Here is a 25,407-nt window from a genome sequence, read left to right on the forward strand (position 1 = left end):
TTTTTGCTTCACTTATCATATTCCCCTATAACGCCCAATCTATGAGCTCGTTATGATGGCAGGATATCATTATCCTTAAACAAATTTCACCAGATAAATAATTCCTACAATTAAAAATAGGACGGAGACGACTCCTAAAACCTTTGCTAATGTTTCCATGTAATACCTCTCCTCTAGCCGATGCTTGCACCAATGACAAAGGATAACCCAACCGAAATGGTCATGGAAATAAATCCAACGGCACGATTATCACTTTCAATCTCTTTATCAATTTTATACGTAGGTGTTAGAAATTCAAATATAAAGTATCCCGTTAACAACAAAACAAATCCGAAAACGCCCCACATCATGCTTTCTACTAATGTGTCATTGTGTTCAATCGAGTATCGAAAAATATTGGCGATCCCAAAGATTTTCCCACCGGTTGCCATCGCCACAGAAAAATTTCCTTTTTTAATTTCTTCCCAATTTTTATAAGAAGTTACGAGTTCAAATATCGCCAGAAAGACAATTAAACAAAGAATGGCAACACTGTACCTTGCAGCTGTTTCTATAAACGTATTCTCCCAAAACCCATTCATCTTAACCCCTCATTTCAATTAGGACAACGATGCTTTATTTGAACTCTAAAATGGTTGCACCGCTTCCGCCTTCATTCATTCCACCATCACGATAATTCGTGATTTGTGAATGTCGTTTTGCGAATTCCTGAACCCCTTTACGAAGTGCACCGGTGCCTTTTCCGTGGATGATTGACACCCGCGGATAGTTCGCTAAAAGCGCGTCATCTACATATTTTTCCAGTCGATGCAGCGCGTCCTCGAACCGTTCCCCTCGTAAATCAAGCTCTGGTTTCACATGGTACCCAGACCCTTTTATCGTTGCCATCGGCTTTTCGATTAGTGGTTCTTTCCCTTTCACAAACTTGAGTTCCTTGCGTTTCGCCTTCACCTTCATTATACCAACTTGAATTTGATATTCATTGTCACTGACTTGTTCAATAATGGTTCCTTGCTGGTTTAATGTAAGTAGGGTTACTTCGTCCCCGGGCTGCAATGCTCGTTTTTCCTCTTTCTCTTTCGGCTTCTTACCTTGTTCTTTGGCCAACTTCGGCTGCGCCTCTTCAAATAACTTTCTTGCTTCAATCCATTCATGCTCTTTCAAGGCTGCTTGATTTCGTTTACTTCGGAGCTCCGCAACAATCTCCTCTGCTTCTTCTCTTGCCTTTTCAATCGCCTTCTCCGCTTTTTCCTCTGCTTTTCTATACAACTGCTCTTTTTTGGCTTCTAATTGATCCCATTGCTTCTGAAGATCTTCTCGAAGTCTTTCTGCCTCTTTTAAAGTTTCCATCGCTTCTTCATAATCTTGATCGGCTCCGCGTCTAGATGCTTCTAAGGAGGCTATCATATTTTCCACACTTCTAGATTCGCTTCCAATATGACCCTGTGCAGAAGCGATAATGCGCTCTTGCAGGCCAAGTCTCCTTGATATTTCAAACGCATTACTTCGCCCAGGAACACCAATCAATAAACGATAAGTAGGACTTAACGTCTCGATATCAAATTCGACAGAAGCGTTCACAACACCTTCTCGGTTATAGCCATACGCTTTTAGCTCAGGATAGTGGGTCGTCGCAATAATTCGCGCGTTTTTTTGAACGACTTCATCTAGAATAGCCATCGCAAGAGCAGCCCCTTCTTGTGGGTCCGTTCCAGCACCGAGCTCATCGAATAAAACGAGTGATTGATCATCTAGTTCATGAAGAATTCGTACTATGTTCGTCATATGAGAAGAAAACGTACTAAGACTTTGTTCAATAGATTGCTCGTCTCCGATATCTGCAAAAACATTGGAAAATACGGCCATTTCACACCCATCTAAGGCAGGGACCTGTAATCCTGATTGTGCCATCAATGTACATAACCCAATCATTTTTAAAGTAACTGTTTTACCACCTGTGTTTGGACCTGTGATGACAATTGCCCGATAGCTTTCACCTATCTCCACATCATTCGCCACCACTTCATCCACCGGTAATAAAGGGTGACGTGCTTGCTTCATTTTGATGATCCCTTGATCATTCATCGTTGGTCTAGCCGCTTTCATTTGACTACCTAATTTTGCTCGCGCAAACATAAAGTCAATTTCTGCTAGCACTTCTACGACTTGTAATAGGATCTCAGCATCCTCCGCCACAAGAGCGGATAAGGTTCGTAATATCCGATCAATCTCCGTTTTTTCTTGTACCTTCGCTTCCTGAAGTTGGTTGTTCAACTCCACAACGGCTTGTGGTTCCATAAACAAGGTCGCACCAGATGAAGATTGATCATGGACAATTCCGCCAATAGACCCTCTGTATTCTTGTTTAACCGGCAATACATAACGCTCATTCCGAATCGTTATAATGGCATCAGATAGCATTTTTGACTTAGTTCGTGTGTAGGAATCAAGTTTGTCACGTACTCTACTCTCATTCGTTCTAATCTTAGACCGTATGGTTCGTAACGTATCAGAAGCTCCATCCATTACATGCCCATTATCATCAATACAATTTTTTATTTCTCGTTCTAACTGATTTAGCGGTACAATTTGATCCGTTAGGCTTCTGAGAATCGGAAGTTCCGGTTCCTCGATATCCTCGGTAAATCTTTTTAATTGCTTGCTACCGTAAATGGTGCTCGCAACATCTAAACATTCCTTAGCACTTAAAGCACCACCAATTTGGGACCGTTTCACATGGGCTCGAATATCAAAAATCCCACCAAGTGGAACGTTACCAAATAGGCGGATAACATTTGCCGCTTCATCAGTTTGTGCTTGCAACGCATTGGCTTCCTCTAATGTATCTACAGGCTTTATTTGATTGGCCTTCTCTTTCCCAAGAGAAGAAGCTGCTTGTTCTTGTAATAAGTGAACAATTCGTTCAAACTCCAGTACTTTAAAAATCCGTTCGTTCATTTCTTTTACACCTTCTATCTATGTCTCGAAAATAACTTCATTAACTCTTCTTTCGTCCAAGTATTAATGACATTTTCTTTTCTTAACCAACCTTTACGTCCTACCCCGACTCCAAGTTCCATAAACTTTAACGTTTTATAGTTGTGGGCGTCCGTATTAATAGCAATTTTCACACCAGCTTCTTGTGCTTTTTTCACCCATTCTGCGGATAAGTCGAAACGGTTAGGATTGGCATTTAACTCTAATACCGTTCCTGTTTCTGCCGCTCCTTCAATTAACGCTTCAAGATTTGCAGCATACCCTGGTCTTCTTCCAATGACTCGCCCTGTTGGATGGGCAATGACATTGACATATGGATTTTCAAGTGCCGTACGGAGACGTGTCATGATTTGTTCTTCAGACTGACTAAAACTAGAGTGAATGGCCCCAATTACATAATCCATCTCTTTTAAAAAGTCGTCCGAAAAATCTAATGTACCATCTGGCAAAATATCCATTTCTACGCCAGCAAAAATATGAATATCTGCGTACTTTTCATTTAATCGATGGATTTCTTCTCGTTGTTTTCGTAACTTTTCTTCATCCAATCCATTTGCCACTCGTAAAAACTTAGAGTGATCGGTTATGGCGATAAATTCATAGCCCATTTCTCTTGCAGATAGAACCATTTCTTCAACAGACTGAGCACCGTCACTCCAGGTTGTGTGCATATGCAAGTCACCGCGAACATCTTTCTTTTGAAGGACATCAATCGACCTTGTATCCACTTCCCCCATATTTTCTCTCATTTCTGGTGGAATATAGGGTAACCCAAAGTGGGCAAAAAAAGATTCTTCGTTTTCGAATGTCACGATTTCGTTCGTTTCTGTATCTTCTACTCCGTATTCGTTTATCTTCTGCTTACGCTGCTTGGCTAACTGTCTCATCGCAACATTGTGATCCTTCGATCCGGTAAAGTGATGAAGTGTTGTGATAAATTCGTTTGGCTTAACCATTCGAAAATCTACATTCACAGGATAACCTTCATCCAACACGATAGATACTTTAGTTTCTCCGGAAGCGATCACATCAATCGTATGATCAATTTTTAATAAGGCATCTCTTACTTGACTAGGCTTTGTAGTCGAAATAATAAAATCTAAATCTTTTACCGTTTCACTTAGTCGACGTATGCTTCCCGCCCGCGAGTGGCGCTCTACACCTTCTACGTTGGCTAAGTACTGTTCTATTCTTTCTGCAATTGGAAGCATAAAGGCAATCGGTAATCGCTCTGGGCGATTCGTCCTTTCTTTGATTGCTTTCCTAATTTTTTCAGCGGATTTTTTTCCAAATCCAGCTAAGCTTTCAACCGAACCGTTCTCGCATGCTTGGACAAGCGATTCTGCATCTGTTACACCTAGTTCCTGATAAAGCTTAGCTAACTTCTTCCCACCAAGCCCAGGGACATCGAGTAAAGGGATCAAGCCTTTCGGTACTTCTTTTTCTAATTCGCGTAATGCTTCGGATTCCCCTTTCTCCACGAATTCACTAATTACAGAAGAAGTCCCTTTTCCGATTCCTTTTATTTTCGTGAAGTCGTCCATTTCCGATAAAGATCGATCATCGGTTTCTAAGGCTTGGGCAGCTTTCCGATACGCCGAAACCTTAAACGTGTTTTCCCCTTTTAATTCTAAGTATATGGCAAATGTTTCTAACAATCGAATGACATCTTTTTTATCTACAGACATAAGCAATTCCTCCTATAACGGCTATCTTTCCAATAAAAACCCTTGCATTCATTAGCTGCAAGGGTTTAACAAGGGTTGATCATATACGCTCTACCCTACATTATTTGGTTGAAAAGATACTAGCCACGTGTTCAAACCACAACGTTTCGATCTGTTTGGATAAGATCGGAGTATGTTCAATCATAAAAGATGCAATACCAGATCCGCCAAGTGCGCTTTGTACAAAATCAATCGGTACTAAGGCTGCAATATAAAGCACAATAAATAATAGCACATACGTTTCAATAAAGCCTAGAACCGCACCTAACCATCCATTTAAAACGTTCAATATAGGTAAAGTAGCAACAAAATCTAGCATATTCGCAATAATTTGCAGCACAATTTTAGCTCCAAAGAACAACAGTGCAAAGGAAACTGCATTATAGAACGCATTTTCTAACGGCAAAGTTTCCAAGAAAATGCCCCATGTCGAATCAGCAGGTAGCTCCGGATATGGAATCCAAAGATTAAGCCTTGGTGAAAGGTCATCGTAATATAAAACCGCAATGATAAATGAAACAATAAAACCTAATACGTGTAAAAGCTGAAGAATAAATCCTCTCCTCAACCCAACAAAAATTCCTAATATGAGTATTCCCAAAAGCAATAAATCTATCATCAGAATTTTAATCCTCTTTCTTTTTTATTGAACCGAGAAGCTCGGTATATTCCTCTTTAAGCTTCAAATAATCATTCATTGTATTAACAGCAGTTAAAACTGCTAGACTAGTAGTATCTAATTTATTATTGGCAGCATGAATTTCGCGCATTTTTTGGTCTACAAGACTCGCAACCATGCGAACATGATGGGCAGGTTCCTCCCCGACTATCGTGTACGAGCGATTATGTATATCAACAGTAGTACGTGATTTATCTGGCTGGGACATTGCGATTCCCCCTCAATTCTATATGTGAAAGATACAATTCCTTGTTCCACCTGTGAAACACGGATCTAAGAAGGTTGTAGCGGAAAAATAAGAAGAAACCATGCCGTCTTCTTAAAAGCGAAATGCCAGGAACGGTTTCATCTCCAATATTTGCTACATTATGTATAAAACCCTATCATTTATATTAACATGAAGACTATCATTTAGGAAACTATCTTATTAACGTATGCGCAAAAACGAATGCAGTACTGACAAAACCGCAGATATTAGCGCCGTTCTTTGATATACTAAAGCTACTTACGGAAATGGAGAGATTTGATGTCACATGTTGTGTTAACCCTTACGAAGGACAAAATAAAAGACCTCGAAACCTATTACAAGTCTAGTTTAAAAGCAGCACCAGCTGGAGCAGTATTTGCTGCAAAAACGGCTAATAGCTCGATAACTGCTTATCATTCTGGGAAAGTATTGTTTCAAGGAAAGGCAGCTGAGGTGGAAGCAGCAAAATGGGGTTCACCTGATACTTCTAATAAAAAGAGCTCAACATCCAAGAAAAAGCCTGCCCATGCCTTCGCCCCTCCTAGTTCGTTATTTACAACGTCCCATATCGGTTCGGATGAGGCTGGTACCGGAGATTATTTCGGTCCTATTACGGTGGCAGCTGCCTATGTGCAAAAGGAACAAATTCCTTTATTGAAAGAACTTGGTGTACAGGATTCCAAAAATTTAACCGACGAAAAAATATCGCAAATTGCCAAGGATCTCGTTCAGATGAAATTGCCTTATTCATTGGTTATTTTACATAATGAAAAATATAATAGAGTTCAATTGAATGGCTGGTCCCAAGGAAAAATGAAAACCATGCTACATCATACCGCCATTACGAAGCTTCTACAAAAAATAGCACCGGAGCGACCAACAGGAATTCTAATCGATCAATTTTCGGAACCACATTCTTATCAAAAACATCTGCGCTCGGAGAATGAAAAATTGCAGGAGAATGTGTACTTTATGACAAAAGCCGAAAGCTATTCTATTGCAGTTGCAGCAGGTTCCATTATCGCTAGAGCGAGCTTTGTAAAAGAGATGGATAAACTATCGGAACAATTAGGAATGACATTACCTAAAGGAGCTTCCCAAAAAGTCGACCAAGTAGCAGCAAGGCTCCTTAAGAAATATAGCAAACAAGAGCTTGGTAATTATGCAAAAATGCATTTCGCTAATACGCAAAAGGCGATGAAATACTAGAAGTGCATGGTCTTCATCTGTCATATATTTTCAGGGTAAAGTTACATGTTTGCATAGCAACATAGATTAACAAATGGGAAGTGAATTACCTTACAATACTAAATAAACAGGGTGGAATTAATTTGGAATTAGTCGTGTTTTTCCTTTCTTATATTCTATTGAATATAATTGGTTCCTTAACTTATATTGGGTTATTGCTGTTGTTTTTTATGATGATCAAGAAAGCCTTTCATATGAATGAAGCTAAATGGGAAGCTTTGTTCATATATAGGAAAGGGAAAGGATGGTACTATGTTATGGCTTTCCCTTATTTGTTAACACTCGTCATTATGTTTGTACTGAGTATAATTTGGTTCGGATTGATTAACTTTGAATATGAAATCTTAGGATCCTTATCCATTCTACTTTTATTAACGCTTACTGGAATATATAAATTTTCCAAACTTAAATATATCATACAAAAAAAATTATCATACAGTTAAATCTTCAATGACAAGAAACATTATTAGAACCATTCATATAAATACTAAGAAACGCTTGGAAGATTGATCTGCCCTGATTACTAGAATGTGTACAATAGGGGAAGTTCAATTCCAAGCGTTTTTGTTTTCTAAATCCAGCCTTAAAATGGGTGCTACAAAAGTTTTGATAAGCTATTCGTTAAGAGATTTATCATTTTCTCCCACAGCAAGTGAACAATTTAGTTGAAGCGGTGAACTATTAACTCTATCCTCTTAATTCAGCTTGATGTTTTTCTTTTACAGCTGTAAGAATCGCTTGATAAGATTCCTCCACTTCATCATCAGTCAACGTTCGTTCCGGATCTAAATAAAGCAAATTATATGCAATTGATTTTTTACCTTCCGTTAAGTGCTCACCTTGATATACATCAAATACTTGCACTTCTTGAAGTAAAGGACCGCCTTCCTGCTCAATGGTTACTTGAATTTCTCCTGCTTGAACACTTTCGTCTACCTCAAGTGCGATATCTCTTGAAACAGAAGGGAATCTTGGTATTTTCGCAAAATTCGGCTCATTCTCATAAATAGTCAGTAAGAAATCAAGATCTAAATCAAAGACATACGTATCTTTGAGACCGAAATCCTTTTGCAGACTAGGATGCAGTTGTCCAATATAGCCGACCGATTTATCCTTCACGAAAACCTGAGCCGTTCTACCTGGATGTAATCCATCGATTTTGGTTTGAACAAAGACAGGTGTAATCACTAATTGCGATAATAGTCCTTCGACTATTCCCTTCACTAAATAGAAGTCCACTTCTTTCTTTTCCTGCTGCCACGGCTGTTCTAACCAAGCACCCGTTAAGCCTCCCGAAACCCGTAATGTTTCAGTAGGTTGCTTGGTTGTCTCTTCTTCTCCAGACACGAACACAGTTCCTACTTCATAATACGCTAGGTTTTGCTGTTTCCTTGCCATGTTATAGCCTAATGAACCTAGTAATTCCGGAAGTATGCTTAAGCGTAATGTGCTATGATCCTCACTCATTGGCATTGCTAGTCGAACTGGACTAACCGCCGCTTCTTTAATTTCTGGGCTAAGCAGTAGTTCTGCTCTTTCTTTACTCGTTAACGAATACGTGATTGTTTCTGTCAGACCTACCCCTTCTAAATACTGTTTCACTTCCCGTTTTAATAATTGCCGTTTCGATAGTCCACCTGCTTGAGAAGCTCCCTGTGGAAGGGTGTAAGGCAAATGATCATACCCATAGATTCTAGCGATTTCCTCTACCATATCTTCAAAGATAGTTATATCTTGTCTTCGAGTAGGTACCGAAACCGTAAAATCTTCCGCATCCTGTTTATAGTCAAAACGAAGCTTACGTAAAATATCTGCCGCTTCTTCATTAGAAATAGATGTTCCAAGTCTGTCATTTACTTTTGAAACATTCATTTCTACCGTTTTTTCTTGTTTATCCAATTCATCATGCTCCACAACGCCACTTAAAACGGAACCATTTGCATATTGGCTAAGTAATTGACATGCACGAAGCCCAGCCAAACGAACACGATTCGGATCTACTCCTTTTTCAAAGCGAGCACTTGATTCACTACGAAGTCCGTGATCCTTAGATGCCGTTCGAACTGCTGCCGGACTGAAATAGGCTGCTTCTAGTAATACCGTTTTGGTACTGTCTGAAACCTCGGAATTTGCTCCACCCATTACACCAGCTATAGCGACTGGTTCCCTTCCATTCGTTATCACTAAGTGATCAGATGTTAACGTTCTTTCTTGATCATCCAACGTTTGAATGGTTTCTCCGTCTTTCGCACGTCGTACGACGACTTCCTTAGAACCAAATTGATCGTAATCAAAAGCGTGTAATGGCTGCCCATATTCAAGTAGAACGTAGTTCGTTATATCAACCACATTGTTAATCGGACGGATGCCAGCTGCGATTAAATAGTTTTTCATCCATAATGGAGACGGACCAATTTCAATGTTTTCAACAACAAAAGCTCCATAGTAAGGATTCAGATCCTTGGCTTCTACATGAACGGAAACTTTATCGCTAGCTTTATTATCCAGGGTATCTACATCCACCTCAGGTAACTTGATCGGTAAATCTAGAATCGTTGCTACTTCATAGGCGACCCCTAGCATACTAAGCGCATCAGAGCGATTTGGAGTTAATCCTAATTCTAGGATGGCATCATCTAAATTAAGCTCGCCCATCGCGTTGGCACCAACCTCTACATGGTCCGGGAAAACAAAAATACCTTCTGCTACGTCTTTTGGTACAAATTTTTCTTCAATACCAAGCTCTTGCAAGGAACAAATCATCCCATTGGATTCGACGCCTCTGAGTTTTGCTCTTTTAATTTTAAAGTTTCCAGGTAATACGGCACCTGGTTTGGCAACGGCTACCTTTTGTCCTTGCGCGATGTTTGGGGCACCACAAACGATTTGCAGGACTTCTTCCCCTACGTTTACTTGACAAAGGTTTAATTTATCAGCATTTGGATGCTTTTCACACGATTCGACATGTCCAACAACGACATTCGTGCTTTGCTCTGCTACATACTCAATACCTTCCACTTCAATACCAGACTTTGTAATCTTTTCTGCCAATTCGTCTGGGGAAATGCTACCTATATCTACATAATTTTTCAACCAATTTAAGGAAACAAACATGTTTTCCCCTCCTTCTTTACGCTTTGTGGTATTGCTTTAAGAATCGGATATCATTCATATAGAAATGACGAATATCATCTACGCCATACTTCAACATCGCAATACGCTCCGGTCCCATACCGAAAGCAAATCCATTGTACACTTTTGGATCATAGCCCGCCATCTCTAATACGCGCGGGTGCACCATTCCTCCGCCGAGAATCTCGATCCATCCTGTTCCCTTACATACAGAACATCCCTCTCCGTTACAAACCTTACAAGAAATATCCATTTCTACCGAAGGCTCTGTAAACGGGAAGAAACTAGGGCGTAAACGGATTTCACGATCCTCGCCAAACATTTGTTTCGCAAAGCGATTTAGCACGCCTTTTAAATCACTCATACGTACGTTCTTATCTACATATAAACCTTCGATTTGTGTAAACTGATGCGAGTGTGTCGCATCGTCTGTATCTCTTCGATACACTTTCCCAGGACAAATCATTTTTACTGGCTTTCTTCCTTCATAAGCACCCATCGTACGCGCTTGAACAGGAGAAGTATGTGTACGAAGCAACAGCTCTTCTGTGATATAGAAAGAGTCCTGCATATCACGTGCAGGATGCCCCTTCGGAAGATTCAATGCTTCAAAGTTATAGTAGTCTGTTTCTACTTCTGGACCTTCTTTGATTTCAAATCCCATTCCGATAAATAAGTCTTCAATCTCTTCGACGATGCTCGTGAGTAAATGTGGACCACCGACCTGAACAGGTCTTCCAGGTAACGTGACATCAATCGTTTCTTCCGCTAATTTCTTTTCTAGCTCTTCCGCTTCTAGCTTTTCTTTCTTTTCATCAAGGGCGTCGGAAATAGCTTCTCTTACTTTGTTTGCTAATTCTCCAATAATTGGTCGCTCTTCCTTCGATAATTTCCCCATTCCCCTTAAAACCTCGGTAATGGGTCCCTTCTTCCCAAGATACGCAACGCGAATATCTTGAAGATCCTTCAACGTATCACTATTGGTTACTTTGTCTAACGCTTCAGTCTTCAGTTCTTCTAACCGTTCCTTCATGTAGGAACCTCCTCTTCTTTAAATCGTTTCGTTATACCGAAATTTTGGACAAATAAAAAATCCCATCCCATAAAAAGGGACGAGATTATAATCGCGGTACCACCCTTGTTGGCATCAAACATGCCCACTCGAGTTTTGATAACGGTTTGAAAACCGGAACATCTTTACTTGCATCGGCAAGGTCCAAATGTCAGCTCCAGAGTGAAATTCTATAATTGCTTCGATTGAAATACTTTCAGTCTATGGTATTTCATTCCTTAAATCGAGGTTAGCAACTATATACTGTAATCCTTCAACGCTTTTTATGAAAATTTAATATCAATTACCACATATTATATGAAATCTTGTCGATAGTTGCAAACATTTTCCTGTTCGTTTTTATGATGTTGCCAAATAATACAATAAAACGCCTGTCGCGACACTAACATTTAATGACTCCGCTTTTCCGTAAATGGGGATTCTTACCTTTTCATCAGCCAATTCCGCTACGGAAGAAGTAATCCCAGCTCCTTCGTTTCCGACGATAAGCGCGGTCTTAGTTGGAGGATTCAATTCAGAATAAGTTACGGAATCTTCTAATGTTGACGCCCACACTTGGAACCCATCGTTTTGTAGTTCTTTTATTTTGGAAGTCAGCTCTGCTTGAATGATTGGTAAATGAAACAGAGAGCCTTGAGTTGCTCTGACTACTTTATCATTCAACATATCAACCGTTCCATCTCCAAGTATGACCCCACCAAAACCTGCAGCATCTGTCGTTCGGATGATTGTACCAAGATTGCCTGGATCTTGTACCGCATCGATCAACAAAAGCCTGTTTCCTTTCAGTTGTGCATCACTCTTATGATATACAACTGCTGCTATTCCTTGCGGAGTTTTCGTATCGGCAATATGCTGAAACACGTTATCCGTAACATGGTGAATTTCTACACCTTGTATCCATGAAGGGGCATCTACACCTTCCTGTAAAATGACTTCTTGAACCGTCCAGTCACTTTGAATTGCTTCCTGTACTAGATGAAAACCTTCGACTAAAAAAGTACCTGTTTCTGTTCTACCTTTTTTCTTCTTTAACTTATTCCATTGCTTTACTTTTGTATTTTGAGTTGATGTTATCAAGTACTCTTCATCCTCACTTCAGCTGTTCTCTATTTTATTCTTCTCCTATCATACATATTTTGTTTCTTAGAGGTCAAACTACACTTATAAGTGCGTGTTCAAAAAGGAGGATAAAAATCGCAAAGAAATTCAAGGCGGCGCAGCTTCGAGTACCGGAATGTATGATTATGGATACATGAGGAACGGAGAAGCAAGCCAACGCAGAAGTTCAAAGTGATTTTTACCGGACTTTTTGAACATCCTCTATAACTATTAAATGAGGTGGTAGAATGGATTTAAACTTACGCAAAGCCATCCTGGAAAACATTTCGGAAAATGATGAGCAGCAAATGCAAGCTACAATTGTCGATGCGATTCAAAGTGGCGAGGAAAAAATGTTACCAGGTTTAGGTGTTTTGTTTGAACTAATTTGGCAGCAATCCGATGACAATGATCGTCAAGAAATGCTAACAGCCCTTGTTCAAGGGGTTAAGCAAACCCATTAATTCATAAAGATGGAGGAGCACAATGAGTGCTTCTCTTCTTTTTTTACATAAAAAAAAAGAAAAACAGTAACCTTACTTGGATTCAAACATTATTACTGATGGGACTTAACAACATTTGGTTGTTGCTAAAATCACCTAGTTAGACTAAAATTATATCCATAAATATGATCGGAATTGGGGATGCGTAATGGATATTAAATCGATGCAAAGTTTGATTCAACTACAAGCTATGTCTCTATTCAATCAATCAAGTGGCTCTTTTTCGTCAAGTTCTCCTACGATAGAGAGTGCTTTTCAAAAAATATTAAACATGCAGCTATCTCAACTGTCCACGTCTTCTACAAGTGGTACAACGAATGGTTTATACAGTGCGGCGAATAACTTTCCGATTTACTCCTTCTCATCATCACTTCAACCTACGATGCAACTGCAATCCGTAACCGCACCGAAAGATATAGAAGCTATTATTGACAAAGCAGCAGCGAGGTATGGAGTAGATAAAAACTTGATTTCATCTGTTATTAAAACGGAATCTAATTTTAACGCAAATGCTGTAAGCCATGCTGGAGCTCAAGGTCTCATGCAGCTCATGCCAGCGACAGCAAGAGGATTAGGTGTGAACAATTCGTTTAATCCTGAGGAAAATATTATGGGTGGAACAAAATATTTAAGACAAATGCTTGATAAGTATGATGGAAACACTACCTTAGCGGTTGCTGCTTATAACGCAGGCCCAGGTAATGTAGACAAATACAATGGGATTCCACCATTTGTTGAAACGCAAAATTATGTGAAGAAAGTGTTAGGTTCTAGCACACTTGTTTAAAAAAGAACGTGAGAGTTATTACTTCTCACGTTCTTTTTTCATGTTATCCAAATGTAATTTCTTTTACTTTATCCGCATCTAATCCTTTAATCACTTCGACTAAAAGTTTCACCGTGTTTTCAAAGTCATCTTCATGTAGGATGGATGCATGTGTATGAATATAACGAGTTGCTATCGTAACCGATAATGCTGGAACGCCGTTAGCTGTTAAGTGAATCGGACCAGAGTCCGTTCCTCCACCCGGAAGAGAAGTGTATTGATAAGGAATGTTGTGCTTGTCGGCTGTATCAATGACAAAATCACGCAATCCTTTATGGGAAATCATGGTGGCATCGTACAAGACGATTTGTGGTCCATCCCCTAAATTATTGTCTGCATCTTTATCTGAAATTCCTGGTGTATCTCCGGCTATACCTACATCGACTGCGAAGCCGATATCTGGTTGAATGGCTTGTGCGGATGTTTTAGCACCACGCGTTCCTACTTCTTCTTGTACAGTTCCTACTCCGTACACGACGTTCGGATGGTCTTCCTCTTTTAGACGTTTCAAGACTTCAATCGCAATCGCTAATCCGATCCGATTATCCCATGCTTTCGCCAGTAAAAGCTTTTCGTTTTTCATTTGTGTAAACTCAAAGTAAGGCACAATAGAATCACCAGGTTTCACACCGAATTCCATTGCCTCTTCCTTGCTAGATGCACCGATATCTACAAACATATCTTTAATCTCCACTGGTTTCTTTCTAGCTTCTGGAGAAAGAATATGTGGAGGCTTCGAACCGATAACACCAGTAACGTCTCCTTTGCTCGTCAAGATCGTTACGCGTTGTGCCAACATGACCTGGCTCCACCATCCGCCTGTCGGTTGGAAATAAAGGAATCCTTTATCATCAATTCGAGTTACCATAAAACCAATCTCATCTAAGTGACCAGCCACCATAATCTTAGGACCATCTTTTTTGCCAACTTTTTTCGCAATCAAACTTCCTAAATTATCGGTGTACACTTCATCCGAGTATGGTGTAATGTACTTTTTCATTACATCTCTGGCTTCTTTTTCGTTTCCAGGTATTGCTCTAGCATCTGTTAACTCTTTTAACATCGTTAGTTTTTCATTAAGCTCTGCCATATGTATAGACCCTCCTTCGATGTTAACTCACTTTTCAAGTATAGTCCTTCTTACAGCTTTTCTCAAAACATATACTAATATCCACTGTTTTGGCGAGAGTGGTTAATTTCATTTTTCGCAACATAGGCTTGGTATGTTGCTTCTTCATCAAACCCAAGATATGTTCCTACATCTAAATAGGAATTAAATAGTTGTTGGTAATGCTCTTCTGTCGCATGGTTTTTAAAGAGCGAAATGGCGTCAAATACATGGTTAAATAAGGCCGTCAAGTCGGACATATCTTGCTTCTTGTCCATATCCGATTGGTATGTAAATCCTTTATTCAAACCGAGCGACAAGATAAAATGAACTCCATCCACATATTCCTCTAAAATCACGTCACGTTCACTTGGTGCCTTCGTGCTCCAAAATTTAAAGCATCTCGTTTCATTGGCTAGTTCTCCTACTTCAACAAACAAAGCAAGTATCTTTCTTTCGAATAAATCCTTTTTATCTAGACCATGTTTCGTTTCTATATGATGATCCAATTCTCGTTGCATGTTAAATAGCTTTTCCCAATTCACACGAATCCCTCCTGTTTTTTCGATTATATCATGTTCATCTAAAAAAAAGTGAAACTTATTGGGGTTTGGTTTCGTAAGCAATACTACCATAAGGACTCTGTACGAGTAGGGAGATAAAAGCGATGATTATTATCTTATTCCGATTGTTAATCCTGATAGCTTTAGTCATCATTGTGTACACCGCATATGAGTATGTAAGGAGCCCGCTTCGAAAACTAGAAAGAGCTAAAAAAATAAAGAGCTTTTATTATCTGGATGACCCGGATAATGTGAAAAAAAATCTTATGATGACGTATAAGGGAATGGTTTTTGAAGGGGAAAAATACATTGGTGCAACGGAACAGTCCTTTGATGTTGTAAGTATTAGTGTGCAGGTGAAGGATCCTCAAGACCTTCAAGGACTAGAACGAAATGATTTGTATTTTCTAGAAAAAGAGCTACTAATTCGCTACCCACAAGCTGAAATAGACTGGAAGTATCCCATCAATGAACTATTAACCGCAATCAAAAACTGATAAATGCCTGGATTCTTTTAGAACCCAGGCATTTTTGAATGCTTGTTGGCTGGTACAGCCACCTCTTGTTTCCTTGTCTTCTTTTCAGGGAAAAATTCTTCCCACTTAATAATGATTTCTTTTCGACGAATTAAGTATATGCATGGAAGTAGGATACATAAAGCTGCTACGATCATGACTGGAGATAAGTTCGACATCCATTGTCCGAAAGCTGTATATGCAATGGCTAACGGAATATTTGAGAAGAAAGATGACCTCATGTATTCCTTGGCATTTGCAGAAATCTCCAGTAAACAAAGGGATAGTAAATGAAAGTGAACAAATGGAATTAAACGTAGTAAGGCGACTTGCAGTATCGTCACCCTGGTGTGCTCTCCTATTATTTTACTCTTCATATAGACTAATCTTTGATACGTTTTAGGCATTCGTTGGATCATGTGGTAAAACACGTAGCTAGATAATGTTATTCCGATGATGGAATAAATCGAACCGGTAACTGCTCCAAACAATAATCCTCCAGATATACAAATAAAAGCGACAGGTAGAAAAAACAAAGGTCTAAGGATGTGAAAGCTAATGAATAAAAGCGGAGCAAATAACCCACCCTTTTCAACAATGGCCATCAAGTAGGTACCTAATAGCTCCATGGTTAGCCTCCTTCATAGATGTCTCCTTAAAATTTCATGTTCAAAAGGAGGATAAAAAGCGCAAAGCACTTACTCTTATAAACATGCTTGGATGTAAGTATAAGTGTGACTAAGGCTCTTCCTCACTCCGTTCGTCAATCGCCAAGTCTTCTTTAAATTTCAAGGCGGCGTAGCTTCGAGTACAAGCTCGTTGCTTCGGAAGCATAATCACCGCACGCAGAAAAAGTGCTTCTCTTTTTCAAGGACCGGACTTGCACAGGATGTGCTGACTTCTGCGTTGTGCACAAATGTTTTCGGTGGGGCGAGTAACCGCAGTCCCAGGACGTGCGCGATTTTAGCAGAAGATCCACTATTCCTTTCAGATACTTGAGGAAGGCCACTTCAGCCTTGCACCGAGGAATCTTACTTCCTCGAAAGTGCTAGAAGACACAGGTGCACCGGTCTTTTGAGAAACAAGCCAGCGCAGAAGTTCAAAGCGATTTTTACCGGACTTTTTGAACGTCCTCTTTAAAGATATGACATAAGACGAGCCTTTATGACAAGAACAGGATAAAAGTTTCCCTATCTAGTTCCAAGCCAATATAAGACAAGTGCATGTAAAATGACCAAAGCAGGGAGCCCAAGCTTGAAACTGTTATGCTTCGTTTTATGACGAAACAGCTCCATTCCAATAAACCCACCTAAAGAACCACCAATCCAAACCCATAACCAAATGGTTCGCTCTGGGGTTCTCCTTTTCCCTTTACGTGCTTGAGCTTTGTCAAAACCCATGATTCCAAAGGAGATTAAATTAACAATAATAAGATACAAAACTAATATGTACAAATGAATCCCCACTCCTCATTTTAAAACCATACTTAGCCTAAAAAGTAAAAAAAGCCATCCTCTTCAAGAATGGCTTTATCTGTCTTAGTTAAGAGCTGATTTTGCTTTTTCTGCTAATTGTGCAAATGCTTTTTCATCATTTACAGCAAGGTCAGAAAGCATTTTACGGTTAACTTCAATACCAGCTTGCTTTAAACCGAACATTAAACGGCTGTAAGAAAGACCGTTCAAGCGAGCAGCTGCGTTAATACGTGCGATCCATAATTTACGGAAATCACGTTTCTTTTGTTTACGGTCACGGTATGCATATTGACCAGATTTGATTACTTGTTGTTTTGCAGTTTTAAATAGCGCGTGTTTCGAACCATAGTATCCTTTAGCAAGCTTTAAAATGCGTTTACGACGTTTACGTGTTACAGTTCCACCTTTTACTCGTGGCATAATAATTCCCTCCTATATATAAACGAATCCTCGAAATAATCTTATTTGTATGGTAGTAAAATTTTAGTGCGTTTATAATCTCCAGCAGACATGATAGCACCTTTACGAAGCTTACGTTTTTGCTTTTGAGATTTGTTAGCGAACATGTGGCTTGTGTATGCATGGGAACGTTTTAGTTTCCCAGAGCCTGTTCTTTTAAATCGTTTTGCTGCACCTTTATGTGTTTTCATTTTTGGCATGAGTAGTTCCTCCTTAATGTAATGATTAGCAGTACGAAAAATGATTGATCCATGCAACATAGAAGAGAAAGACTAGGTTCATATCTACTTGCATCAAGGATTCTTCATTTATTTTTCGTTAGTAGGAGCAAGCATTAAGAACATGCTTCGACCTTCCATTTTAGCTTTTTGCTCTACAGTAGAAAGATCCTTACATTCCTCTGCTAAACGATCTAGTACTTTTTGCCCTAATTCTTTATGCGTAATCGCACGTCCGCGGAAGCGAATAGATGCTTTTACTTTATCGCCTTTTTCAAGAAACTTTCTTGCATTTTTAAGTTTCGTATTAAAGTCATGTTCTTCAATCCCAGGACTTAACCGAACTTCTTTAACGTTAATAATTTTTTGTTTCTTGCGGGCTTCTTTGTCTTTCTTTTGTTGCTCGAAACGGAATTTACCGTAGTCCATAATACGACATACTGGTGGTTTTGCGTTAGGGGCAACTAACACAAGGTCCAAGTTTCTCGTTTGAGCAATTTCTAAAGCTTCTTGACGTGTTTTTACGCCAAGTTGTTCACCATTGGAATCAATGAGACGAACCTCACGTGCTCGAATTTTCTCATTGACATTCATATCTTTGCTAATAATCAGCCACCTCCATGGAATTTTAAAAAGATATATTAGATCTTTCATCGACAAGTTCCAACGTGTTGCGTTACTATCATTACCGATCTGATAGCATTAAAAAAGTGTGAATGCAAACTGCACCCACACTTATCCATTAAAAATCGGAATGTGACCTGCCAACTGCTAATATAGCGTCAATCAGGTGAGAAGCGGGTGCTTCTACTTGTCTCAGATCATATTTTATTAGCCAGTTAAATAATATCATCCCTACTAGCACATTGTCAATAGAAACGATATCTATGAATGACAACTAACGTATATCATATCTTACATTTTTATAATATGCAAGGAAAAGCTAGGTGTGAAACCTAAACTTATTTCCTTTTAGGTAGTTTGCGCCGATCGATTTCTTCCTTGATTTGTGTCATAAACACTTGAAGGTCGATCGTTTCGGAATCTTTTTCTCCGTACTTACGAACGTTCACCGCTTCATTCTCAATCTCTTTATCTCCTACAACAAGAGCATAAGGAATTTTTTGCATTTGTGCTTCTCGAATTTTATAGCCAATCTTTTCATCTCTTTCATCGACTTCTACACGAACTCCTTGATAACGAAGCTTTTCCTCTACTTTTTTTGCATAGTCAAGGTGTACATCTGCAGAGACCGGGATGATTTTGGCTTGAACAGGTGCTAACCATGTCGGGAACGCTCCTTTATATTCCTCAATTAAGAAGGAGACAAACCGTTCCATCGTGGATACGACACCACGGTGAATAACCACTGGGCGATGCTCTTTTCCATCTTCCCCGATATACGTTAATTCAAAACGTTCTGGAAGGTGGAAGTCCAGTTGAACCGTGGACAACGTTTCATCTTTTCCAAGCGCTGTCTTCACTTGTACATCAAGCTTCGGACCATAGAAAGCAGCTTCTCCATCAGCTTCCACATAATCTAACTCCATGTCTTCCATTGTTTCTTTCAGCATAGCTTGTGCTTTTTCCCACATTTCATCGTTGTCCACATATTTCTCTTTATCTTCTGGATCACGATAAGATAAACGGAAGTAATAATCGTCAATGCCAAAGTCTTGGTACACCGCTTGAACAAGCTCGACAACACGGATAAATTCATCCTTTAGCTGATCCGGTCTTGCGAAGATATGAGCATCATTTAATGTCATCGCACGAACACGTTGCAATCCTGCAAGTGCTCCTGACATTTCATGACGGTGCATCGTTCCTAACTCGGCAATTCGCACGGGTAAATTACGGTAGCTGTGAAGCTGGTTCTTATACACCATCATATGGTGTGGACAGTTCATCGGGCGTAAAACAAGGTCCTCGTTGTCCATTTCCATCGTCGGGAACATGTCATCTTGATAATGATCCCAGTGTCCACTCGTCTTATAAAGCTCTACATTTCCGAGTACTGGTGTGTACACGTGGTTATATCCTAATCTTTCTTCTAAATCAACGATATAACGTTCAATCGTACGGCGAATCGTAGCACCTTTCGGCAGCCATAAAGGAAGACCTTGTCCAACTTTTTGAGAAACGGTAAATAGTTCTAACTCCTTACCCAGTTTACGATGATCCCTTTCTTTTGCTTCTTCCCGTAAACGAAGGTATTCATCTAATTGTCCTTTCTTCTCGAAGGCAGTTCCATAAATACGTTGTAGCATTTGGTTATTACTATCTCCGCGCCAGTATGCACCGGAAATGCTTAACAATTTAAATACTTTAATTTTACTCGTAGATGGAACGTGAATGCCACGGCATAGGTCGGCAAACTCCCCTTGCTCGTAGATGGAGACCGCTTCCCCTTCTGGAATAGCATCAATTAATTCTTGTTTAAGTGGATCATTTGCAAAAAACTTCTTCGCTTCCTCACGGGAAATTTCTTTACGAACAATTTCCAGATTTTCATCCACGATCTTTTGCATTTCTTTTTCAATCTTTGGTAAATCTTCTGGTGTTAAAGACTCGTTCATATCCATATCATAATAGAATCCATTTTCGATGACAGGACCTACTCCAAAATAGACATCACCATAAAGTCGCTTAATAGCTTGGGCCATGAGATGCGCACTGGAGTGACGCATTATTTCAATGCCTTCCTCATTTTTATAGGTGATGATTTCAATCGGTCCACCTGCTTGTAACGGATGTCTAAGATCAAATAGTGTGCCATTCACCTTTACAGCTAAGGCTTGTTTCTTTAATCCTGGAGAAATAGAGCTAGCTATTTCTTCCCCTGTCGTACCGACTGGGAAAGGCTTCTCTGCTCCATCTGGAAATTGAATAGAAATATGTTCTGCCATTATCGCCACTCCTCACTTTTCCTACATATATTTCGACATATAAAAATGCTCATCCCCCTGCTATAGATAGCAAAGGGACGAGCATTGACTCGTGGTTCCACCCTAATTCCCGTATAAAACGGCTCTTTAGCATCTTTAACGCAGATGAGACGCTGCTAGTTACTCGTTATGTATTCACCAACAGTGTTCAGAGGTGGTAATCATTAGCGAATTGCCGGAAGCTTCCAGCCTAAGGCTTCCTTCTCTAAAGACATCACAACTAATGATCTTGTCCCCATCCATACATGTTACATGTCGAAATAAAGATTTTGAATGTATTATATCGAGAGACGAACAAAAAATCAAGTTAAGCTGTTTCTTTCTACGGTGGAAAAAGGAAACTCTTTAAGTGGCTTCACTTTTACACGCTCTTGAAATACGTTATAGACCGTTAACGTTTTCGGATCTGATGGGTCATCCCCATAGACGGTAATCTGTTTCGGTGCCAAAGATAATAGTGGAGCTAAGTTCCACTCATTTTCATCGAGTCCTACAATAAACATCGGTTCTTTCCGAATATATTGTTTTAATTCTTCCCTCATGAGCCTTGTCCCGTTGTGACGATAAAAAGAAAAATGTGAACCTTGTACAATGTGGATGTGATCCATTTTCGCTTTCTTTTTCAATATATATTCTCTTAAAGACTGGATAAAAGCTTGGTACTCCTCTTCTCGCTTGTACTCATCAATAGCCAAGCCAACCACTTCCATTAGCTCTTCCTGGTAATCTTTGAAGCGGAATTTTACAATAGAATCATAGTGAATCATTTCTTTTCCTAGCACGTTTTTCTTAATAACTTTATGTAATACTGGATGAAGCTGATTTACTTCTGGTGGTAGTTTTAAGTCTTCATCTGTTCCATTGACGATAGCCAATGTAAGTTCTACGATACGTTGGACTTCCACTTTGTTCCGAAAATAATACGTGTCTCGCACGGTATGTTCCATCCACTTAGACTCTCTATGATGAACAAAGACATCGGCGATTGCCTTTGTTAAATACTCTGAAGTATGTAATTCATGGGACTGAAGAATGACAACCTTGTTTCCCCACTTCTCGTCAGACATCCATTGGAGCTCGGCGTGCTTGTCATAACTTCCATACAGCTTACGAAACGTTCTTGCTTCCTCTTCTAATTCAAAATAAACCTCAAACAAACATATCACCCTCACCAATCAAACTGTTACATTATATGGGTGAGAATGATAAAACATGTCCTCAAAACAGAAACTAGTTTTTGGATTTTGCTAGTAGAGGGAAAATAAAAGTCGCTGAGACAAAAGTACCTTGACCATAACAAAATCTGAACTATTTCTAAATTCCTTAATTGGAATTAAGACCAGTTCAGATTTTACTTTTAGGTTCTTTTGTAATTTTGTTGCTAATAATATATAGACTGCGACATAACGAAATAGTAAAAGGTGCTATAAAACCATCGGTTTTGTGACTGCTCGGTGTTTGTACGATGCTGATTTCCGTTGCGGGTAATCGCTTTCCGCGGGCACGGTCTCAGCCAGGCTACTACATAGAATAATCATCCTTGCTGCCTTGCACCGAGGAAGCTTACTTATAAGCGTTACTAGAAGACGCAGGTGCATCTTTCGGGGTCTTCAACTCGTGCTGTTCCCGCAGGACAAGGAAATCTTATTAGAATAGACATCGCACGAAGAAAATTGGGCTTTATTTTCGAGGAGTCGATTTCCCTCCACTCCAATCAACATACTATATGCGGTAGACAATTATTTAATGGTCCTGCAAAGAAGGTTATAGCCAAACAGGACAACTGTCTACTGTAACTTTTCACCTTGTTATAGACATGTATAGGGCATCTGTTCTTTTATTCGAGCTTAAGGAACACTTGTCGTTGCGTTTCCGTAATTACAAAGGACTGAATGTCAGCGCCCTATCATACTGTCACTTTTATAAAAATAGCGACTGAATGATCACAATCAACTTGTTTTATTCTAGCAATGCTCTACATTAATTTCAGAAAACCATACCTGAGCGTAGGCAGAATACGGAGACTCCTGCGGGAACAGCACGAGGTGAAAGCCCCGCAGGAAGGGGGTTTCTTCCGAGGAGATTGAGGCCGTGCCCGCGGAAAGCGGAGTATTCTGCCGAAGCGCCGGCATATAACTTCACCACTTACATCGCAATTTACATCAAATATGAATGATTATCCGTCCATTGTAAGTTTCTTATCCTGTAATCATAAGCCATTAGACTTGGCAGTTACCTCTTTACATATTTCTTCGATTGGTACCGAATATAGGAACTTCTTTACTTACTTGTTTAATCCGCTCCATAATTCGACCTGCTTTTAATTGTTCTGTGTCTCCTCTATTTGAGGTGGCTAAATGATTTTCTAATTGATTCATCGTATAGTTGGATGTAAAGAAAATAGGTAGACGTTCCATCATACGGTACTGCAGGATGGATCCAAGAATTTCATCCCGAAACCAAGCGGATAAAGATTCCGAACCGATGTCATCCAACATAAGTACTGGGACCTTCTTAAATTCTTCTACCTTCCGATTTACCGAATCATCCTTGAGAGATGACTTCATTTCTCTTACAAATTCCGGCATATAAATGAGCATGGATCCAATGCGTCTTTCTGCTAATTCCTTTGCAATAGCTCCAAGGAAATACGTTTTTCCTACTCCAAACGGACCACTAAAGTATAGACCCTTCTCCGCCTGCTTCGTTCCAATCGATTGTAAGTACTGGACCGTTTCGCGAATCGCATTAGAACGTTCTAAATCAGAGTGATCCAAATCTTCAATCGAAGCCTCTAGTACATCCTTTGGCATATATAGACTTTGAATTAACGTCTGCTTTTCGCGTTGTTCATCTTCTTGAACTTTGCGGTAACAGCGGTCGTATGTTAATCGAACATCCTGTTCATCAACCTCAATCAGCGGGGTGTAGCCTTTTAATATATTTTTACACGCAGCTAAAGAGGGACAGTCCTCACAGTTTTTCGATTGCGATTTATATTCATAAAGTCGCATCAAATTCCGGTCAATAACGGAATCGGAAAGCTGCGGATGCTTCTCCATTACTTTTTGTATTTCAGGATCAGAAATCGTTTCTCTCCGAATTTCTTGAAATCGCTTTTGAAAAGATTCGTTATCCCTCATCCATTTTTTTAATGAAGCTTGTATCGGTTCCATACAATCATCCTTATACCATCTTTATTAGGCTTTATTCTCTAGGATTAGCCATTTGGTTTGTTTTTTTATTTTTAGAATAATTCTGCAACAAGGCTGCGATATCCTCTTTTTTCTCCGTTTCTTGCGCTGGTTGGTTCTTATTAGGTTTAGAAGAAGGTTCCTTGCTCTGCTTAAACCATTCAGGTAACACTTCCTGCTTTGTGGATTTTCGCTGTTGCGAGCTTGTACCCCATTGCTGGTATTTGTTATTTTCCGATTTCGCAAGCACCATCGCTTGTTTAGCTGTTTTCACATTTTTGCGAGCCCAATGGCTTGCTATTTTTTCTAAATATGCCTTAGAAAGTTTCATATCCGTTTTTAGCAAAACGTAATGGACGAGTACATTCATCACTCCAACCGACAGCCCTTGCTGAGACATCACATCTCGGATAATTTTCAAATCCTGTGCCGACGCTTCATTCCCACCAGATAAATCCTCAAGCAGTTGTTTCGGGGATATTTCCTCTAGCATATGAATAAATTGATCTTGTTTCGAAGAAGGTTTAGGGGTTGGTTGCTGTTCCACCTTCTTCTCTGGTTCCTGATTGGGAACAAATGAAACCTTAGAGGTTTGTTTCGACTGAAAAATATCATGACATGCACTCTTAAATTCTTTTTGGTCTAAACGATTTTCATCGGTTACCGCCCAGAGCAGTGCATTTTCCACATCTGTTGTTGGTAAATCGTATAATACTAGCATCTGCTCGATCAGTTTCTTATTTGCTGGTGTTAGTATTTCTTGAACCGGTAACTTCCTTTGCTTCAGCATATGCTCGAACCAATTCGTATCCATCCCAGCATGTACGATGTTTGGCCCTACCTGTTGATTCGGTGGGGATGGAACAAATTCCACATCTGCTTTTAATTTTCCACGAGTGTGAAAAACATCAAAAAAGTCCGCCGTAATATCCTCCCCTTCATGGGAATTAATTGGATATTTCCGTTCAAACGTAGTTTCGAGTTTTTCATATTTGGCTTCCCCAATTTCATGCATTAATAGTTGGGACAACACACCGTCTGCCAAAAAGTGTCTCGGTGTAAAAGGCAACTGTAATTGATAGCGATAAGAAGTTAAGTCGTTAGAAGAACCTTTTTTCCATGTTCTTAGTAATCCAATCGCTTCCAACTTCAACCTTGCCTCATATATTTGATCAAGGGGCATATCCAGATAAGTCATAAGAACATGATGGGTCGAATTGTCATCATTTCCTGTGATAGAAAGCTCATTCAAAAGAGTGAGGTATAAACCAACGGCATCAAGCCCAATAAGTGGCTGATAAAGGTGTGTTAAGGCTTGTAATTGTTCTGCTGAAATCGACGCTTGCCCTGTCACGGTGTATGTTTCTACTGGTAGTATTTTGCCTATACGCATCC

General features: G+C 39.6%; 23 protein-coding genes and 3 other annotated features. Of the genes, 4 read left to right on the forward strand and 19 right to left on the reverse strand.

Annotated elements, in window-relative coordinates; translation table 11 throughout:
• Positions 1–173 precede the first annotated feature (173 nt).
• From KO561_RS12255 to zapA, 5 genes are all read right to left on the reverse strand, one after another.
• The gene (locus KO561_RS12255; protein ID WP_231093534.1) at positions 174–581 is read right to left on the reverse strand and encodes a DUF350 domain-containing protein; all 408 of its coding nucleotides are present in this window, start codon (positions 579–581) and stop codon (positions 174–176) included.
• A 34-nt stretch (positions 582–615) separates the two neighbouring features.
• Positions 616–2,958: an endonuclease MutS2 gene (locus KO561_RS12260; protein ID WP_231093535.1), complete on the reverse strand. Its 2,343-nt coding sequence runs from the start codon at positions 2,956–2,958 to the stop codon at positions 616–618.
• A 14-nt stretch (positions 2,959–2,972) separates the two neighbouring features.
• Positions 2,973–4,685, reverse strand: a complete 1,713-nt coding sequence (gene polX, locus KO561_RS12265; protein WP_231093536.1) for a DNA polymerase/3'-5' exonuclease PolX — start codon at positions 4,683–4,685, stop codon at positions 2,973–2,975.
• Positions 4,686–4,785: 100 nt separating this feature from the next.
• Complete coding sequence (locus KO561_RS12270; RefSeq protein WP_231093537.1) at positions 4,786–5,343, reverse strand: CvpA family protein; 558 nt, start codon at positions 5,341–5,343, stop codon at positions 4,786–4,788.
• 7 nt (positions 5,344–5,350) lie between these two features.
• Positions 5,351–5,611, reverse strand: coding sequence for a cell division protein ZapA (zapA, locus tag KO561_RS12275; RefSeq protein WP_231093538.1), 261 nt, complete (start codon positions 5,609–5,611; stop codon positions 5,351–5,353).
• Between the two features lie 318 nt (positions 5,612–5,929).
• Between zapA and rnhC the strand changes: the two genes are divergently transcribed.
• The gene (gene rnhC / locus KO561_RS12280) at positions 5,930–6,859 is read left to right on the forward strand and encodes a ribonuclease HIII (protein WP_231093539.1); all 930 of its coding nucleotides are present in this window, start codon (positions 5,930–5,932) and stop codon (positions 6,857–6,859) included.
• Between the two features lie 726 nt (positions 6,860–7,585).
• Here rnhC and pheT read toward each other — a convergent pair.
• The 3 genes from pheT to KO561_RS12295 all read right to left on the reverse strand — a co-directional run bounded on the left by pheT (position 7,586) and on the right by KO561_RS12295 (position 12,182).
• Positions 7,586–10,012 carry a phenylalanine--tRNA ligase subunit beta gene (gene pheT, locus KO561_RS12285; RefSeq protein ID WP_231093540.1) on the reverse strand — a complete coding sequence of 809 codons (2,427 nt, stop codon included), beginning with the start codon at positions 10,010–10,012 and terminating at the stop codon, positions 7,586–7,588.
• Between the two features lie 16 nt (positions 10,013–10,028).
• On the reverse strand, positions 10,029–11,063 hold the full coding sequence (gene pheS / locus KO561_RS12290; RefSeq protein ID WP_231093541.1) for a phenylalanine--tRNA ligase subunit alpha: 1,035 nt from the start codon (positions 11,061–11,063) through the stop codon (positions 10,029–10,031).
• A 72-nt stretch (positions 11,064–11,135) separates the two neighbouring features.
• Positions 11,136–11,368 (reverse strand) — a binding site (T-box leader).
• A gap of 73 nt (positions 11,369–11,441) precedes the next feature.
• Positions 11,442–12,182 (reverse strand): TrmH family RNA methyltransferase, encoded by a 741-nt coding sequence (locus KO561_RS12295; RefSeq protein ID WP_231093542.1) that lies wholly within the window; start codon positions 12,180–12,182, stop codon positions 11,442–11,444.
• 269 nt (positions 12,183–12,451) lie between these two features.
• On the opposite strand from KO561_RS12295, the gene sspI reads away from it, so the two are divergent.
• Both sspI and KO561_RS12305 read left to right on the forward strand, forming a co-directional pair.
• On the forward strand, positions 12,452–12,667 hold the full coding sequence (gene sspI / locus KO561_RS12300) for a small acid-soluble spore protein SspI (RefSeq protein ID WP_231093543.1): 216 nt from the start codon (positions 12,452–12,454) through the stop codon (positions 12,665–12,667).
• A 187-nt stretch (positions 12,668–12,854) separates the two neighbouring features.
• A complete protein-coding gene (locus tag KO561_RS12305; RefSeq protein WP_231093544.1) occupies positions 12,855–13,493 on the forward strand; it encodes a lytic transglycosylase domain-containing protein in 639 nt (212 codons plus the stop codon).
• A gap of 43 nt (positions 13,494–13,536) precedes the next feature.
• Here KO561_RS12305 and KO561_RS12310 read toward each other — a convergent pair whose 3' ends face one another.
• Both KO561_RS12310 and KO561_RS12315 read right to left on the reverse strand, forming a co-directional pair.
• Positions 13,537–14,622 (reverse strand): M42 family metallopeptidase, encoded by a 1,086-nt coding sequence (locus KO561_RS12310; RefSeq protein WP_231093545.1) that lies wholly within the window; start codon positions 14,620–14,622, stop codon positions 13,537–13,539.
• Positions 14,623–14,696: 74 nt separating this feature from the next.
• The gene (locus KO561_RS12315; protein WP_231093546.1) at positions 14,697–15,185 is read right to left on the reverse strand and encodes a dUTP diphosphatase; all 489 of its coding nucleotides are present in this window, start codon (positions 15,183–15,185) and stop codon (positions 14,697–14,699) included.
• Positions 15,186–15,307: 122 nt separating this feature from the next.
• Here KO561_RS12315 and KO561_RS12320 point away from each other — a divergent pair, with 122 nt between their 5' ends.
• Positions 15,308–15,700, forward strand: coding sequence for a sigma-w pathway protein ysdB (locus tag KO561_RS12320; protein WP_231093548.1), 393 nt, complete (start codon positions 15,308–15,310; stop codon positions 15,698–15,700).
• 17 nt (positions 15,701–15,717) lie between these two features.
• Here KO561_RS12320 and KO561_RS12325 read toward each other — a convergent pair whose 3' ends face one another.
• The 9 genes from KO561_RS12325 to KO561_RS12365 all read right to left on the reverse strand — a co-directional run bounded on the left by KO561_RS12325 (position 15,718) and on the right by KO561_RS12365 (position 25,405).
• On the reverse strand, positions 15,718–16,347 hold the full coding sequence (locus tag KO561_RS12325) for a TVP38/TMEM64 family protein (protein WP_231093549.1): 630 nt from the start codon (positions 16,345–16,347) through the stop codon (positions 15,718–15,720).
• Positions 16,348–16,908: 561 nt separating this feature from the next.
• Positions 16,909–17,172, reverse strand: coding sequence for a DUF1294 domain-containing protein (locus KO561_RS12330; RefSeq protein WP_231093552.1), 264 nt, complete (start codon positions 17,170–17,172; stop codon positions 16,909–16,911).
• An 84-nt stretch (positions 17,173–17,256) separates the two neighbouring features.
• Positions 17,257–17,613, reverse strand: coding sequence for a 50S ribosomal protein L20 (gene rplT / locus KO561_RS12335; RefSeq protein WP_231093554.1), 357 nt, complete (start codon positions 17,611–17,613; stop codon positions 17,257–17,259).
• A gap of 41 nt (positions 17,614–17,654) precedes the next feature.
• Positions 17,655–17,852, reverse strand: coding sequence for a 50S ribosomal protein L35 (gene rpmI, locus KO561_RS12340; protein ID WP_231093556.1), 198 nt, complete (start codon positions 17,850–17,852; stop codon positions 17,655–17,657).
• A gap of 108 nt (positions 17,853–17,960) precedes the next feature.
• On the reverse strand, positions 17,961–18,464 hold the full coding sequence (gene infC / locus KO561_RS12345; protein WP_231097150.1) for a translation initiation factor IF-3: 504 nt from the start codon (positions 18,462–18,464) through the stop codon (positions 17,961–17,963).
• Between the two features lie 104 nt (positions 18,465–18,568).
• Positions 18,569–18,689 (reverse strand) — a sequence feature (ribosomal protein L20 leader region).
• A 143-nt stretch (positions 18,690–18,832) separates the two neighbouring features.
• On the reverse strand, positions 18,833–20,779 hold the full coding sequence (gene thrS / locus KO561_RS12350; protein ID WP_231093557.1) for a threonine--tRNA ligase: 1,947 nt from the start codon (positions 20,777–20,779) through the stop codon (positions 18,833–18,835).
• Positions 20,780–20,849: 70 nt separating this feature from the next.
• Positions 20,850–21,069 (reverse strand) — a binding site (T-box leader).
• Between the two features lie 51 nt (positions 21,070–21,120).
• Positions 21,121–21,975 carry a sporulation protein YtxC gene (gene ytxC / locus KO561_RS12355; protein WP_231093559.1) on the reverse strand — a complete coding sequence of 285 codons (855 nt, stop codon included), beginning with the start codon at positions 21,973–21,975 and terminating at the stop codon, positions 21,121–21,123.
• 1,083 nt (positions 21,976–23,058) lie between these two features.
• Positions 23,059–23,994 (reverse strand): primosomal protein DnaI, encoded by a 936-nt coding sequence (dnaI, locus tag KO561_RS12360; RefSeq protein WP_231093561.1) that lies wholly within the window; start codon positions 23,992–23,994, stop codon positions 23,059–23,061.
• Between the two features lie 31 nt (positions 23,995–24,025).
• The gene (locus tag KO561_RS12365; protein ID WP_231093562.1) at positions 24,026–25,405 is read right to left on the reverse strand and encodes a replication initiation and membrane attachment family protein; all 1,380 of its coding nucleotides are present in this window, start codon (positions 25,403–25,405) and stop codon (positions 24,026–24,028) included.
• Between the last annotated feature and the right edge of the window lie 2 nt (positions 25,406–25,407).

Origin of the sequence: Radiobacillus kanasensis (assembly GCF_021049245.1) — a bacterium.
GTDB lineage: Bacteria > Bacillota > Bacilli > Bacillales > Amphibacillaceae > Radiobacillus > Radiobacillus kanasensis.